At 69.8% G+C, this 12,433-nt stretch carries 14 protein-coding genes; 7 read left to right on the forward strand and 7 right to left on the reverse strand.

What is annotated here, in order from left to right; genetic code table 11:
• Nucleotides 1-6: 6 nt before the first annotated feature.
• Nucleotides 7-1,050 (reverse strand): NAD-dependent epimerase/dehydratase family protein, encoded by a 1,044-nt coding sequence (locus AB0J95_RS00690; RefSeq protein WP_364750359.1) that lies wholly within the window; start codon nt 1,048-1,050, stop codon nt 7-9.
• A 93-nt stretch (nt 1,051-1,143) separates the two neighbouring features.
• Here AB0J95_RS00690 and AB0J95_RS00695 point away from each other — a divergent pair, with 93 nt between their 5' ends.
• Nucleotides 1,144-1,644 carry a MogA/MoaB family molybdenum cofactor biosynthesis protein gene (locus AB0J95_RS00695; RefSeq protein WP_364750362.1) on the forward strand — a complete coding sequence of 167 codons (501 nt, stop codon included), beginning with the start codon at nt 1,144-1,146 and terminating at the stop codon, nt 1,642-1,644.
• Nucleotides 1,629-1,781, forward strand: a complete 153-nt coding sequence (locus AB0J95_RS00700; protein ID WP_364750364.1) for a hypothetical protein — start codon at nt 1,629-1,631, stop codon at nt 1,779-1,781. The genes AB0J95_RS00695 and AB0J95_RS00700 overlap by 16 nt, the downstream gene beginning before the upstream one ends.
• Nucleotides 1,782-2,111: 330 nt before the next feature.
• On the opposite strand, the gene AB0J95_RS00705 is transcribed toward AB0J95_RS00700, so the two are convergent.
• Genes AB0J95_RS00705 through AB0J95_RS00715 form a run of 3 tightly spaced genes read right to left on the reverse strand, consistent with a single transcriptional unit; the run spans nt 2,112 to nt 5,149 of the window.
• On the reverse strand, nt 2,112-3,176 hold the full coding sequence (locus tag AB0J95_RS00705; protein WP_364750367.1) for a HAMP domain-containing sensor histidine kinase: 1,065 nt from the start codon (nt 3,174-3,176) through the stop codon (nt 2,112-2,114).
• Entirely contained in the window at nt 3,163-3,855 is a 693-nt protein-coding gene (locus AB0J95_RS00710; RefSeq protein ID WP_364750370.1) for a response regulator transcription factor, read from the reverse strand. Before AB0J95_RS00710 ends, AB0J95_RS00705 begins: the two co-directional genes overlap by 14 nt.
• A gap of 4 nt (nt 3,856-3,859) precedes the next feature.
• Nucleotides 3,860-5,149 (reverse strand): hypothetical protein, encoded by a 1,290-nt coding sequence (locus tag AB0J95_RS00715; RefSeq protein ID WP_364750373.1) that lies wholly within the window; start codon nt 5,147-5,149, stop codon nt 3,860-3,862.
• A 142-nt stretch (nt 5,150-5,291) separates the two neighbouring features.
• Between AB0J95_RS00715 and AB0J95_RS00720 the strand changes: the two genes are divergently transcribed.
• The 5 genes from AB0J95_RS00720 to AB0J95_RS00740 are packed head-to-tail and all read left to right on the forward strand — an operon-like array spanning nt 5,292 to nt 8,641.
• The gene (locus AB0J95_RS00720) at nt 5,292-5,939 is read left to right on the forward strand and encodes a glycosyltransferase family 2 protein (protein ID WP_364750375.1); all 648 of its coding nucleotides are present in this window, start codon (nt 5,292-5,294) and stop codon (nt 5,937-5,939) included.
• Nucleotides 5,936-6,580 (forward strand): DUF2064 domain-containing protein, encoded by a 645-nt coding sequence (locus tag AB0J95_RS00725; RefSeq protein WP_364750378.1) that lies wholly within the window; start codon nt 5,936-5,938, stop codon nt 6,578-6,580. The genes AB0J95_RS00720 and AB0J95_RS00725 overlap by 4 nt, the downstream gene beginning before the upstream one ends.
• Complete coding sequence (locus tag AB0J95_RS00730; RefSeq protein WP_364750380.1) at nt 6,577-7,182, forward strand: methyltransferase domain-containing protein; 606 nt, start codon at nt 6,577-6,579, stop codon at nt 7,180-7,182. Before AB0J95_RS00725 ends, AB0J95_RS00730 begins: the two co-directional genes overlap by 4 nt.
• Complete coding sequence (locus AB0J95_RS00735) at nt 7,179-8,255, forward strand: molybdopterin-dependent oxidoreductase (RefSeq protein WP_364750383.1); 1,077 nt, start codon at nt 7,179-7,181, stop codon at nt 8,253-8,255. The genes AB0J95_RS00730 and AB0J95_RS00735 overlap by 4 nt, the downstream gene beginning before the upstream one ends.
• Nucleotides 8,252-8,641 carry a hypothetical protein gene (locus AB0J95_RS00740; protein ID WP_364750386.1) on the forward strand — a complete coding sequence of 130 codons (390 nt, stop codon included), beginning with the start codon at nt 8,252-8,254 and terminating at the stop codon, nt 8,639-8,641. The genes AB0J95_RS00735 and AB0J95_RS00740 overlap by 4 nt, the downstream gene beginning before the upstream one ends.
• Nucleotides 8,642-8,937: 296 nt before the next feature.
• On the opposite strand, the gene AB0J95_RS00745 is transcribed toward AB0J95_RS00740, so the two are convergent.
• The 3 genes from AB0J95_RS00745 to AB0J95_RS00755 all read right to left on the reverse strand — a co-directional run bounded on the left by AB0J95_RS00745 (nt 8,938) and on the right by AB0J95_RS00755 (nt 12,395).
• Entirely contained in the window at nt 8,938-10,422 is a 1,485-nt protein-coding gene (locus tag AB0J95_RS00745) for a trypsin-like peptidase domain-containing protein (protein ID WP_364750389.1), read from the reverse strand.
• 66 nt (nt 10,423-10,488) lie between these two features.
• Entirely contained in the window at nt 10,489-11,586 is a 1,098-nt protein-coding gene (gene galT, locus AB0J95_RS00750; protein WP_364750392.1) for a galactose-1-phosphate uridylyltransferase, read from the reverse strand.
• Entirely contained in the window at nt 11,583-12,395 is an 813-nt protein-coding gene (locus AB0J95_RS00755) for a DeoR/GlpR family DNA-binding transcription regulator (protein ID WP_364753376.1), read from the reverse strand. Before AB0J95_RS00755 ends, galT begins: the two co-directional genes overlap by 4 nt.
• Nucleotides 12,396-12,433 lie beyond the last annotated feature (38 nt).

Raw genomic sequence — 12,433 nt, forward strand, 5'->3', positions numbered from 1 at the left:
AAGGTTCTACCGCGCTGCCGCAGCTCGCAGCGGATCCGAGGCGAACGCCTTGATCCCGTCGGCAAAAGACACCCCGGCCCGGAACCCGAGCAGATCCGCGGCCCGGCGAGGCGAAGCGACCACGTGCCGCACATCCCCGGCCCGCGCACCGCCCACGACCCGAGGCGCCGGACCACCACAAGCAACGGCCAGAGCCGACGCCAGATCCCCGACGGTGTGCGGTTCCCCGGAACAGACGTTGATCGCGGAGAAACCACCCGATGGGGTCTCCAGCGCCAGGACATTGGCCATGGCCACGTCACGGACGTGGACGAAGTCCCGGCACTGCAAGCCATCCTCGAGCACCGTCGGTGCCTCGCCGTGCTCAAGAGCCGACCTGAACAGCGAAGCGACCCCGGCGTAAGGCGTGTCGCGAGGCATCCGAGGCCCGTACACGTTGTGGTACCGCAACGCCCACACGTCACCACCGGCCTGACGTGCCCATGCCGAAGCCAGGTTCTCCTGCGCCAGCTTGGTCGCCGCGTACGTGCTCCGCGGGTCCAGCGGCGCGTCCTCCGGCACCAGATCCCACGTCAAAGCGGCCCCGCACACCGGACAAGGCGGCTCATACTGCCCCGCGGCCAGGCGGACGACATCACGCGGACCAGGCCGGACCACCCCATGTGACGCACAGACATAACGGCCCTCGCCGTAGACCACCATCGAGGACGCCAGCACCAGACGCTTGACCCCAGTCGCGTGCATTGCGGCGAGCAGCACAGCAGTGCCATGGTCGTTGTTGAGCACGTATAGCGGCGCGTCCGACGGGTCCAACCCGTGTCCCACGACAGCTGCCTGGTGGCACACCGCGTCGACTCCAGGCAGTAACCGGTGAAGCAGAGCGGAATCCTGTACGTCGCCCCGTACAAGACCTGAAGTCCACTCGGGAATGCCGTCGTGTGCCTGCGGCAGGAGGTTGTCCAGCGGCACCACCTCGTGCCCTCGCTCGGTGAGAAGGTCGGCGATGTGCGAGCCGATGAACCCGGCCGCCCCGGTCAGGAGAACGCGCATGCGCCCAAGCTATGACCGCTACCACCTCGGCACACTCCCCGCGGGAGAGACGTCATGGAACGGTCAGATCTCGATACGGATATCTTTAGGCCCATGGAACGCAGTGCGCAGCGTCTTGGCAGGGCTCTCATCGTCGTCGTGGACGACCGGATCGCGCACGGTGAGAACGAGGACTCGCCGGGACCGCTGGTGACGGAACTGTTGGAAGAGGCCGGTTTCATCGTCGACGGCACGGTCGCGGTGGCCGGTGAGGTGGTCGACATCCGCAACGCGCTGAACACCGCTGTGATCGGTGGCGTGGACCTGGTGGTCACCGTCGGCGGCACCGGGGTGCTGCCGCGCGACGTGACGCCGGACGCCACTCAGGGTGTGCTCGACCGCCCGATCCCGGGCATCGCCGAAGCGCTGCGCTCCTCCGGTCTGGCCGCCGGTGCCGTGGACGCGGGCATCTCCCGCGGGCTGGTCGGCGTGTCGGGCAGCACCCTCGTGGTCAACCTCGCCGGTTCGCGGGCCGCGGTGCGCGACGGCATGGCCACCTTGTCCTCACTGGTCCCGTATGTGATCGGGGAGCTGTCCGGATGGGACGGGAACTGAGCGACGAGCAGCGCCGCCGCCTGGACGAGGTCTTCGGCGACGTACTGCCCGAGACGACCAAGGACGAACGCGAGCCAGACCCCGAGCCCGAGGACTGGTACGAACGGAACAAGCCGCCCCACCACGGCCAGCGCTAGCGGCCCGGTGGGCGGCCAGGTCGCCGAAAAAGGAACCGGCCTGCTGGCGGTCCGGAGGGAAGCCAGGTCGTCGGAAGGAACCGGTCTCCGGCCAGCGGCGCGGGACGGCCGGTCAGACGGCGAGGGCAACCTCTGCTGGCGGCCCCGGGCGGCATGCGGCCGGTGGGAAGCCGGGTCGCCGAAAGGAGCCGGTGTCCTGCCAGCGTCACAGGACTGCCGGTCAGACGACGAGGGGAGTCCGCCCCGTCTCCGGCCTGAGACGGCGTGCGGAACGGGCGCCGCGACGAAGCCAGCCACCCATCACCAGGCTGCCCACTCCTTGGTTCACAGCTAGACGGCTAGGGGGAGGCGGACCTCGAAGCGGCATCCGGGGCCGTGGTTGTGCGCGGTGATCCGGCCTCGGTGCGCCTCGACCAGGCCTTTCGCGATGGCGAGGCCCAGGCCCGCGCCGACGGGCTCGTCCCCGCGCGGTGCCGGTGTCCGGGCGGCGGTGCCCCGGAAAGCCACCTCGAAGACCCGGGAAAGTTCCTGCTCGGGGATGCCACCGCAGCCGTCGTCGACGGCCAGCACCGCGTTCCCGCCGTCCACCCCCAGCTGCACGGCCACGGTGCCGTCCGGGGGTGTGTGCCGGATCGCGTTGGACACGAGGTTGCGCACGACCCTTGCCAGTTCCGGGTCGCTGCCCAGCACGATCGGCCACGCCTCGGCGGTGGCTACCAGCCGCACCTTCTTGCGCTCGGCGACCGGCGACTGACCGGCGAGAGCGTCACTGACCACGTCCTGCAGCGGCACCGCGGACAGCGTCAGCTCCAGCGCGCCCGCGGTGATCCGGGACAGCTCGAACAGGTCGTCGACCATCCCGGACAGCCGGCGGGTCTCGCCGCCGATCCGGTTGGCGTACCCGGCGACCTCACGGGGCTCGGACACCACGCCGTCAGCCAGTGCCTCGGCCATCGCCCGGATGCCCGCCAACGGTGTCCGCAGGTCGTGGCTGATCCACGCGACCAGCTCCCGCCGTGATGCCTCGGCGGCGCGTTCGCGGTCGCGGGCCTCGCGCTCCCACACGCTGCGCCGGGCGATCATGCGGCCGAGCACCACCGCCGTCGGCACGGTGACGAGCATGACCATCAGGCAGACCAGCAGCATCGTGGTCAGCGTGGCGTTGAACATGAACCCGCTGACGCCCAGCACCCCGGCCATGACCGCCGCGATGGGCGTCAGCACGAGCACGGTCAGGTTGGTCACCAGACGGCGGTTGCGCAGCAGGTACAGCAGCAGCACGCCGAGCGCCGTCACCGGCACCGTCAGGGCGAACGCGACCGGCAGGATGTGCAGCAGGTGCTGCAGCATCGTGCTCATCGGCTCAGCCGGTGAGATGACGTCAGGTGCGGTCATAGCGGTACCCCACACCCCACACGGTGGCGATCCGGGCCGGTTTGGCCGGTACCGCCTCGATCTTCTCGCGCAACCGTCGCACGTGGACGGTCACAGTGGACTGGTCGCCGAAGTCCCAGCCCCACACCTTCTCGAGCAGGTCGGTCCGGGAGAAGGCGGTGCCCGCGTTGGTCATCAGGAACAACAGCAGGTCGAACTCGCGCGTGGTCAGCGACAGGTCCTCGCCCCCCAGGGTGGCCTTGCGCGCGCTGGGGTCGACCGACAGGTCGCCGTCCTCCACCAACCGCGCGGGGGCCGCGGCAGGCACCGCACGGGCCCGGCGCAGCACTGACGACACCCGAAGGGCCAGCTCACGAGGGCTGAACGGCTTGGTGACGTAGTCGTCCGCGCCGAGCTGCAGGCCCGCGATCCGGTTCTCCTCCTCACCCAATGCGGTCAACATGACCACCGGGACGGTGCTGTACTGCCGGATCCGCCGGCACACCTCGAGGCCGTCGATCCCGGGCAGCATCAGGTCCAGCACGATCAGGTCCGGCTCCGCGCGGGCGACCAGCGACAGGGCGAGCTCGCCGTCCCCGGCCACGGTCACCTCGTGCCCGGCCAGCTCCAGGTAGCGGCGCACAACGTCGCGGACCGTCTCGTCGTCGTCCACCACCAGCACTCGTCCGTGTTCGCTCATCGCCTCACCAGTTCGTCAGCAGCAAGTGGTTCACCATAAGCGCGGTGACCGCCTGACCGGCCAGCCACCACCGTGCCCGGGGCAGCATGCCCGCCGCGGGCACCAGCCAGACCGCGAACGGCAGCCAGATCCGTTCCACCTCGGACTTGGACAGCCCCGACACGTCTGCCAGGAGGACGACCACGGCTGCGGCAGCCACCAGTGGTACACGCCAGGCGCGCGGCAGCCCGGCAGCCACCGCAGGCCCGACGGCCAGCGCCAGGCACGCCAGGTTCGCCCACACCCAATACCAGTACGGTCGGTCGTTCGCGATGCCCTGGTAGTAGCGCTCGACGACCAAGTGGTAGCCGTCGAACCACCAGAACCCCGCCCACGCGAACACGCCAGCCACGGCCACCGCCGCGAGCACGGCGAGCCCCAGAGTCCGCCAGCTCCGGGTCACCGCACACACGGTCAGTGCGACCACGCCTAGTAAAGCAAGCCCGTACGACAAAAACGCGCCGAAGCCGAGCAGCAGCCCACCGGCCAGCGCCGCCAGCCGGGTCCGCAACGCCAGCAAAGCGATGCCGGACGCCGTCACACCGGCGAAAAGCCCGTCCGCAGACACCCCGATCCACACCGCGCCCGGGAACAGGGCGATGAACGGCAGCGTCGACCGGGCCAGGGACTCCTTGCCCAGCAACGAAACCGTCGCGGGAACGGCCACTGCGGTCAGCCCGCCGACGAGAATGCAGACGATCCCGGCCCAGCCGCCGCCGGACAGCCCGAGCCGGTCCAGCCAGACGAACACCAGGGTCGCGCCCGGCGGATGCCCGGAGACGTGCGTCGTCCAGGAATCCGGCTGGAAGTCGAGGATCCGCGAGGTGAACGTCCGCAGCATCACACCGATGTCGGTGATCCCGGGCACCGCGCTGAGGTACTCGTCCTGGCTGGTGAGCTGCCCGGCGACCCCGCGCTGCCAGCCGTCCACCATCGCCAGCGAGAAAATCCACAGCACACTCGTCGCGTACCCCAGCAGCAACGCACGCCGCCATGACAGCCGTTGTGCAAGCTCCTGCCCCCAGGCAACGGCAGCGACAGCCAGCATGACGGCGAACGGCGTGCCGGGGCCAACATGCGGCAGCCACTGCGCGAGCACCGGCCACTCGCCGAACGTCGACGGCGCGCCCGGGAAGTGAGCGCTGCCGGACAGCCGGATACCGAAGCCGAAACCGACCCCGATCGCGGCCAGCAACAGAGCCAGCGCGACCAGGTCACCACGGATCCGCCGCGGACGGGTCAAGACCAGGGACACCTGGGGAAGGTAGCCCTCCTCGGGCCGGTCCGCCGACTGGCACCGCGATCCGTCAGAAGTCCGTAAGAAGTTCGCCGCCGTCACAGTTTGGTAAGCGCCGCAAGGGTTCTGCCCTCGTCCGGAAGAGACTTCACTCGGCGCCATGGACGAGATCGATGTGGTGCTGCCGTGCCTCGACGAGGCGGCGGCACTCCCCTTGGTGCTGACGGCGCTGCCACCGGGTTACCGGGCGATCGTCGTGGACAACGGGTCCACCGACGGGTCACCCGAGATCGCCGGCCGGCTGGGCGCGAAAGTGATCCACGAGCCACGCAAGGGCTACGGCGCTGCCGTCCACACAGGACTGGAGCACGCCACGTCCGAGCTGGTCGCGTTCATGGACGCGGATGCCTCGCTCGACCCCGCTGAGCTGCCCAAGCTCACCCGGATGCTCGACCACGCCGATCTCGCTGTGGGCAAACGCGTTCCAGCGCAGCGAGGAGTCTGGCCATGGCACGCGCGTGCAGGAAACGCCCTGTTGGCAACGCTGTTGCGCCGGAAAGGCCTGCCGGTCACCGACATCGCGCCGATGCGGGTGGCTCGCCGTCAACAGCTGCTCGATCTGGGCATCAAGGACCGCGCGTTCGGTTATCCGCTGGAACTCCTGCTCAGAGCCGCCGAGAGCAGGTGGCGGGTCGTGGAGACCTCCGTTACCTACCGGGCGCGAGCCGCGGGCACGAAGTCGAAGGTCTCCGGTTCGGTCAGGGGGACGCTGCGCGCGGTCCACGACATGGCCGGGGTGCTGCGATGATCATCTTGGTGCTGGCCAAGGCCCCTGTCCCCGGACGGGTGAAGACGCGACTGTGCCCACCGGCAACGCCCGAGCAGGCGGCCGACATCGCGGCTGCGTCTCTTTTGGACACATTGGACGTTGTCTGCTCGGTTCCCGGCGCACGACCAGTGGTCTCGTTCGCCGGCGAGATCGGCTGTGCGGCGCGGCAGAAGGACCTCGTCAAGGCGCTGAACCGGACCGCTGTGTTCTGGCAGCGCGGCCAGGACTTCGCCAACCGCCTCGCCAACGCACACCTGGACGTCGCCAGGCACTGCCCCGGCCAGGCCGTTCTACAGATCGGCATGGACACCCCGCAGGTCACGCCCGCCATCCTGACGGGTGCGATGGAACGCTTGAAGGAGTTCGACGGCGTGCTCGGCCGGGCGGCGGACGGCGGCTGGTGGGCCCTTGGCCTGCACAACCCGGCGGAGGCCGATGCCCTGCGGACTGTCCGGATGTCCCGGCCCGACACCGGCGACCTGACTCACGCCGCTCTCGCTCACCTGAGGATCGGCGAGCTGCCGGTGTTGTCCGATGTGGACACCATGGCGGACGCCCGCCAGGTGGCCCGGCAGGTCCCGAACGGCCGGTTCGCACAGACGGTGGTGGCGACGGCGTGACTGAGTTCGACATGGCGCTGGCGGGCGAGACCTGCTGGCTGGAACTGTCCGACGGGGCGCGGATCCCGTTGCCGGTGGAGCGCTGGCGGGCGACCCCGGATCCGAGCGACGAGATGATGCTCGCCCACTGTGCCGGCCCGACTCTCGACATCGGTTGCGGCCCGGGGCGACTCGCGAGCGCCCTGTCCAAACGGGGCGTGCCAGTGCTGGGCGTGGACACCTCACCGGTCGCGATCAGGATGACCCTGGCCCGTGGCGCGGTCGCCCTGCGGCGAAGTGTGTTCGATTGCCTTCCTGGCGAAGGGCGTTGGCACACCGCGCTGCTGGCCGACGGGAACATCGGCATCGGCGGTGACCCGGTCACCCTCCTGCGCCGGATCCGGGATCTGCTTTCACCCCAGGGGAAGGCGATCGTCGAGGTCGATCCGCCCGGTGTGCCGGTCCACCACCATCGAGTGCGCCTGAACGGCACCGGGACCTGGTTCCCGTGGGCTTGGCTCGGCGCGGACGGTGTCGAGCAGACAGCGAACGCGGCCGGACTCGACCGTCGATGGACGGCATCGAGCGGGGACCGTTGGTTCACGGAACTGGTGCCGGCATGAAGCTCCCCACGTTCAAGAGCGCGGCCCACCACGAACGCGCCACCGCCCGGATCGGCCTCTGGCTCGGCATCGCGTTCGTCGTCTGCTTCATCACCGGTCTGCTGAGCCACGCCGTGCAGCACCCACCCAGCTGGTTCTTCTGGCCGTCCCGCCCGGTCAACCTCTACCGGATCACCCAGGGCGTCCACGTGGTCTCCGGCATCGCCGCGATCCCGTTGCTGCTGGCCAAACTCTGGAGCGTCTACCCCAAGCTGTTCGAACGCCCGCTGGTCCGGAACCTGCCGCACGCCCTCGAACGCGGCTCGATCCTGGTGCTGTCCGGCGCGGCCTTCTTCGAGCTGACGACGGGCATTCTCAACGTCGCCCAGAACTACAAGTTCACGTTCTTCTTCCCTGACACGCACTACGCGGTGGCCTGGATCGCCGTCGGCTCGATCATCCTGCACATCGCCGTCAAACTGCCGACCATCCGACGCGCCCTCACCAGAGACCCCGAACCCGAAATCCCCTCCAGGCGGGCGTTTCTGCGGACAACCTGGATCGCCACGGGAGTAGCGGTCCTCGCCACCGCAGGCACCACGCTCCCCCTCCTCCGCGGCGTCTCGACCCTGGCCTGGCGGACCACGAACGGCCGCCAAGGCCTGCCCGTCAACAGAACCGCCGCGGCCGCGGGTATCACCAGAGACCCGGACTGGACCCTTCAGGTGGCAGCCAAGACGTTCACCCTCGACCAGCTCAACGCCATGCCCCAGACCACAGCGGACCTCCCGATCGCCTGCGTCGAGGGCTGGAGCCAGAACGCGACCTGGACCGGCGTGCCCGTCAAGGATCTGTTGACAGCAGCAGGGGTTCAGCCAGGAGCGGAGATCCGCGTGCAGTCGATGGAACGCAACGGCCTCTACCGATCGACGGTTCTCCCTGGGGAACACACCAGCGACCCGCTCACGCTGCTGGCGTTGAAGCTCAACGGCGAAGTGCTCGACCTGGACCACGGCTACCCGGCGCGGATCATCGCCCCCAGCCGTCCCGGAGTCCTGCAGACCAAGTGGGTCAACCGGTTGGAGGTGTTGTGAAGACACGACTTGCGCTCGGCCTCGCCGGGATCGGGATGGCGGCTTGGGGTGCCTGGCTGGCGTTGGACGTTCCGCAGCTTTTCGAGCTGGGGGCCTGGTTCGTCGCAGGGCCGGTCATCCATGACGCTCTGCTCGCGCCCGTTGTGGCGGCCTTGGGGTTTGTGGTCAGAGGACCCGTGAAGGTGGGGGCGGTGGTGTCCGGGGTCCTGGTGTTGATTTCCGTTCCGTTGCTGTGGCAGGACGGCGTTCCTGCGAACCCCGGTCTGCACGACGCGAACTACTGGGCGCGCCTCGGGATCAGTCTGGGGGTGGTGTGGGTGTTCGTGCTGGTCTTCTTCCTGGTGCGCAATGTGATCAAGAAGCGCAGAGCGGCTGCCGCGAAATGAAACCGAGCCGCACAGAGATGGACGAGGGGTGATCCATCCCGTGCGGCTCAGTTTTGACCGGCCCCGGGGCAGTGGGCCGGCGGCCGACCTCCGCGGAGCAGAGGATCGGCGTGTTCCGGCTCACCCGACGAGAACCGGAAACCTGTGTTGTTGTGCGTCCACCTCGTGGGGTTGTTCCGGCTCCCGGGCGGAACAACCCCACGAGGCTCCTCTCACCACCCCCGGCCCTCCCCGACAGGACCGGAGCTTGGTCTCGGCCGCCCTGCAACGGCCGAGCGTCTCGTTCTTTCGAAAACTCAGTTCAACGGGACGGGCTGCCCGCCGAGGGTGACCTGGACGGTCTTGGTGCCGTTGCCGATGGTCAGCGTCACCTTGTCGCCGGGCGCCTTGGAGCGGACCGCCGCGACGAGCGCGTCGGAGGTGTCGATCCGGCGGTCGTCCATCTTGGTCACGAGGTCTCCGACGGCGAGCCCGGCCGCCTGGGCCGCGCTGTTCGGGGTCACCTCGGTGACCTGCGCGCCGTTGGTGGTGCCGTCCTGCGGGGTCTGCACCTTCACGCCGAGCACGGTCTGGGTGGCCTTGCCGGTCTTGACGATCTCGTCGGCGGTGCGCCGGGCCTGGTCGATCGGGATGGCGAAGCCGATGCCGACCGAACCGCCCTGCTGGCCGCGGGTGCCGCCGGTGCTGTTCGGGCTGTAGATCGCCGAGTTGATCCCGACGACCTGGCCGGCCATGTTCACCAGCGGGCCGCCGGAGTTGCCCGGGTTGATCGCCGCGTCGGTCTGGATCGCGTCCATCACCGACTCCTGCGTGCCCTGGTCGCCGCCGGCGCGGGTCGGCCGGTGCAGCGAGCTGACGATGCCGGAGGTGACCGTGCCGGACAGGTCGAACGGCGATCCGATCGCGACCACGGCCTGGCCGGTTTTCAGGTCGTCGGACCGGCCGAGCGTGACGGGGGTCTTGCCGGACACGCCCTTCGCCTGCACGACCGCGACGTCAGATGTCGGGTCGCGGCCGAGCACGGTGGCGTCCGCGGTCTGCCCGTCCTGGAAGACGACCTTGAGCGGGCTGCCCTGCGCGGCCTCGGCGATGACGTGGTTGTTCGTGATGATCAGGCCGTCCTGGCGGATCACGAAGCCGGAGCCCTCGCCGCTGCGGGTCTGCAGCTGGACGACGCTGGGCAGCAGCTTGTCGGCCACCGACTCGACCGAGCCGGGCGCCGCGGACGAAGCCTGCTTGGCCGGCGGCGGCGCGTCCAGGGCGGACGGCGCGCTCGCGATCTTGTTGTCCGCGGTGATGAACCCGCCCACGGCACCCGCGCCGCCCCCGACGAGCAACGCGAGCACGGCGACCCCGATCACGAGCCCGTTGGACCGGCGCGGCGGAGGCGGGGGCGTGACCGAGTACGTGGGAACGTTCGGCGGGGGCATGTACGGCCCTGGCTGACCGTGCACGGCCGAGCCGTACAGCACCTGCGGCTGCTCGTGCGCCGGGGCGTGCTGCGCCTGCGCGGCCCAGGGGCTCGGCGGCGTCGGCTCGCCCGTGTCGTGCAACGAGGCTGTGTCACGAGGAGAGGCTGTGCCATAAGGAGAGGCAGCGTCGTACGAAGAGCCGGTCTCGCGCGGAGCATCGGCCGCGGGGGCCGCACCGGCCGCGGGCTGCGAGCCGGTCTCGGGCGCCTGGCCCGGCTCCGGCAGCGACGCCGTGGGCTGCGCCGGAGCCGGCTCGTGCGCCTGCCCGCTGCTGTCAGGCTGCTGCGGGCCGGGGCTGTTCTCGGTCATGGCACAAAGCTTGCCGCCTGTGTCTGAGAACCGCCTGAGATGAACCTGGGGAGTTCTGTGAGAACTTCAGCCGGCGTTGCGCAGGCGCTCGGCGACGGCCTCGGGGGTGACGTCGTTGATCCACACCGCCATGCCCGACTCCGACCCGGCGAGGTACTTCAGCTTGTCCTTGGTGCGCAGGATGGAGAACACCTCGAGGTGCAGCCAGGCCAGGTCGCGGCACTCGCGCACCGGCGCCTGGTGCCAGGCGGCGATGTACGGCAACGGCCGGTCGTACAGGGAATCGAGGTGCCGCAGGACACGCGAGTAGAGGCTCGCGAAGTCGTCGCGTTCGTCGTCGGTCAGCGCGGGCAGGTCCGGGACCTGGCGGTGCGGCACCACGTGCACCTCCACCGGCCAGCGGGCGGCCACGGGAACGAACGCCGTCCAGTGTTCGGACGACTCGATGACCCGCGTGCCCTCCTTGCGTTCGGCGTCGAGCACGTCACCCATCACCGGACGGCCGTTCTTGTCCATATAGGACGACGCGACGTCCAGCATCCGCGCGGTGCGCGGGGTGATGAACGGATACCCGTAGATCTGGCCGTGCGGGTGGCTCAGCGTCACGCCGATCTCCTCGCCCCGGTTCTCGAACGGGAACACCTGGGCGACGTAGGGCAGCTTCGACATGGCCTCGGTCCGGTCCGCCCAGACGTCCACCACCGTGCGGATGCGCGGCACGGTCAGCTCACCGAACGAGCTGTTGTGGTCGGAGGTGAAGCAGACGACCTCGCAGCGGCCCTCGCCGGGCGCCCGCTGCACCAGCTCACGACCGTCCACAGTGGTCATACCATCGCCGTGGAAGCCGTGCACCGGGTGCGAGAACGAAGGGAACCGGTTCTCGAACACCACCACGTCGTAGCTGTGCTCGGGGATCTCGGTCAGCTTGCCCGGTTCGGACGGGCACAGCGGGCACATGTTCGCCGGCGGCTTGTACGTCCGGGTCTGCCGGTGCGCGGCCATGGCCACCCACTCGCCGGTCAGCGGGTCGCGCCGCATCTCCGAACCGGGCTGGAACGGCGGCAGGTCCCGGCTGTCGGCGACGGTGCGCACCGGCGCGTCCGGCGTGTCGTCGAAGTAGACGATCTCCCGGCCGTCGGCCAGCCGGGCAGTGGTTCGCCTCACGCGGTTTCCCCTCCGGTGTCGGGCATCGCGTCCTCGCCGACGTCGGCGATGGTCAGCTCGCCGACCCGCTCGGCGAGGAAGTCACGGCCTTCCTGGCTCAGGCCGTCGTCCGTGACCAGCACGTCGGCGTCCTCCAGGTCGGCGATGGTGGAGATGCCGACCGTGCCCCACTTGGTGTGGTCGGCCAGCACGACCAGCCGTCCGCCGGCCTCCACCAGCGCGCGGTTGGTCTCGCTCTCGTTGAGGTTGGGCGTGGTGAACCCGGGCCCGGACGCCATGCCGTGCACGCCGAGGAACACCATGTCCAGGTGCAGCGACCGCAGCGTGTGCACGGCCACCGGGCCGACCAGCGCGTCCGACGGCGTGCGCACCCCGCCGGTCAGCACGACCGTCCGGTCGGACCGGCCGGTTCGTTGTAAGACGTCGGCGACCCTGATCGAGTTGGTGACGATGGTCAGGTCGGCCACGTCGTCGAGGTAGCGGGCCAGCGTCCAGGTCGTGGTGCCCGCCGACAGGCCGATCGCCGTGCCCGGCTTGACCAGCCCGGCCGCGAGCGCGGAGATGGCCTCCTTCTGCGGCAGCTGCTGCACGGACTTGGCCTCGAACCCGGGCTCGTCCGTGCTGCGCCCGACGACCGCCGTGGCGCCGCCGTAGACCTTCTCCACCAGTCCGCGGCGCGCGAGCACCTCCAGGTCCCGGCGGACGGTCATGTCCGACACGCCGAGCCGGTCCACCAGGTCGCTGACCCGGACCGCGCCGGTCTTCTTGACCTCGTCCAGGATCATCGCCTGCCGCTGCCGCGCGAGCACCGCACACCCCTTCCAGCCCATGCCCAGCCCTGCGGGGA

Source organism: Actinocrispum sp. NPDC049592 (genome assembly GCF_040675465.1).
Classification (GTDB): Bacteria; Actinomycetota; Actinomycetes; order Mycobacteriales; family Pseudonocardiaceae; genus Kibdelosporangium.

What these genes read in the sequence shown, in the direction of transcription:
- AB0J95_RS00700 (WP_364750364.1), top strand. Translation starts at nt 1,629, where the DNA reads ATGGGACGGGAACTGAGCGACGAGCAGCGCCGCCGCCTGGACGAGGTC.
- AB0J95_RS00695 (WP_364750362.1), top strand. Translation starts at nt 1,144, where the DNA reads ATGGAACGCAGTGCGCAGCGTCTTGGCAGGGCTCTCATCGTCGTCGTG.
- AB0J95_RS00725 (WP_364750378.1), top strand. Translation starts at nt 5,936, where the DNA reads ATGATCATCTTGGTGCTGGCCAAGGCCCCTGTCCCCGGACGGGTGAAG.
- AB0J95_RS00735 (WP_364750383.1), top strand. Translation starts at nt 7,179, where the DNA reads ATGAAGCTCCCCACGTTCAAGAGCGCGGCCCACCACGAACGCGCCACC.
- AB0J95_RS00690 (WP_364750359.1), bottom strand. Translation starts at nt 1,050, where the DNA reads ATGCGCGTTCTCCTGACCGGGGCGGCCGGGTTCATCGGCTCGCACATC.
- AB0J95_RS00720 (WP_364750375.1), top strand. Translation starts at nt 5,292, where the DNA reads ATGGACGAGATCGATGTGGTGCTGCCGTGCCTCGACGAGGCGGCGGCA.
- AB0J95_RS00705 (WP_364750367.1), bottom strand. Translation starts at nt 3,176, where the DNA reads ATGACCGCACCTGACGTCATCTCACCGGCTGAGCCGATGAGCACGATG.
- AB0J95_RS00710 (WP_364750370.1), bottom strand. Translation starts at nt 3,855, where the DNA reads ATGAGCGAACACGGACGAGTGCTGGTGGTGGACGACGACGAGACGGTC.
- AB0J95_RS00745 (WP_364750389.1), bottom strand. Translation starts at nt 10,422, where the DNA reads ATGACCGAGAACAGCCCCGGCCCGCAGCAGCCTGACAGCAGCGGGCAG.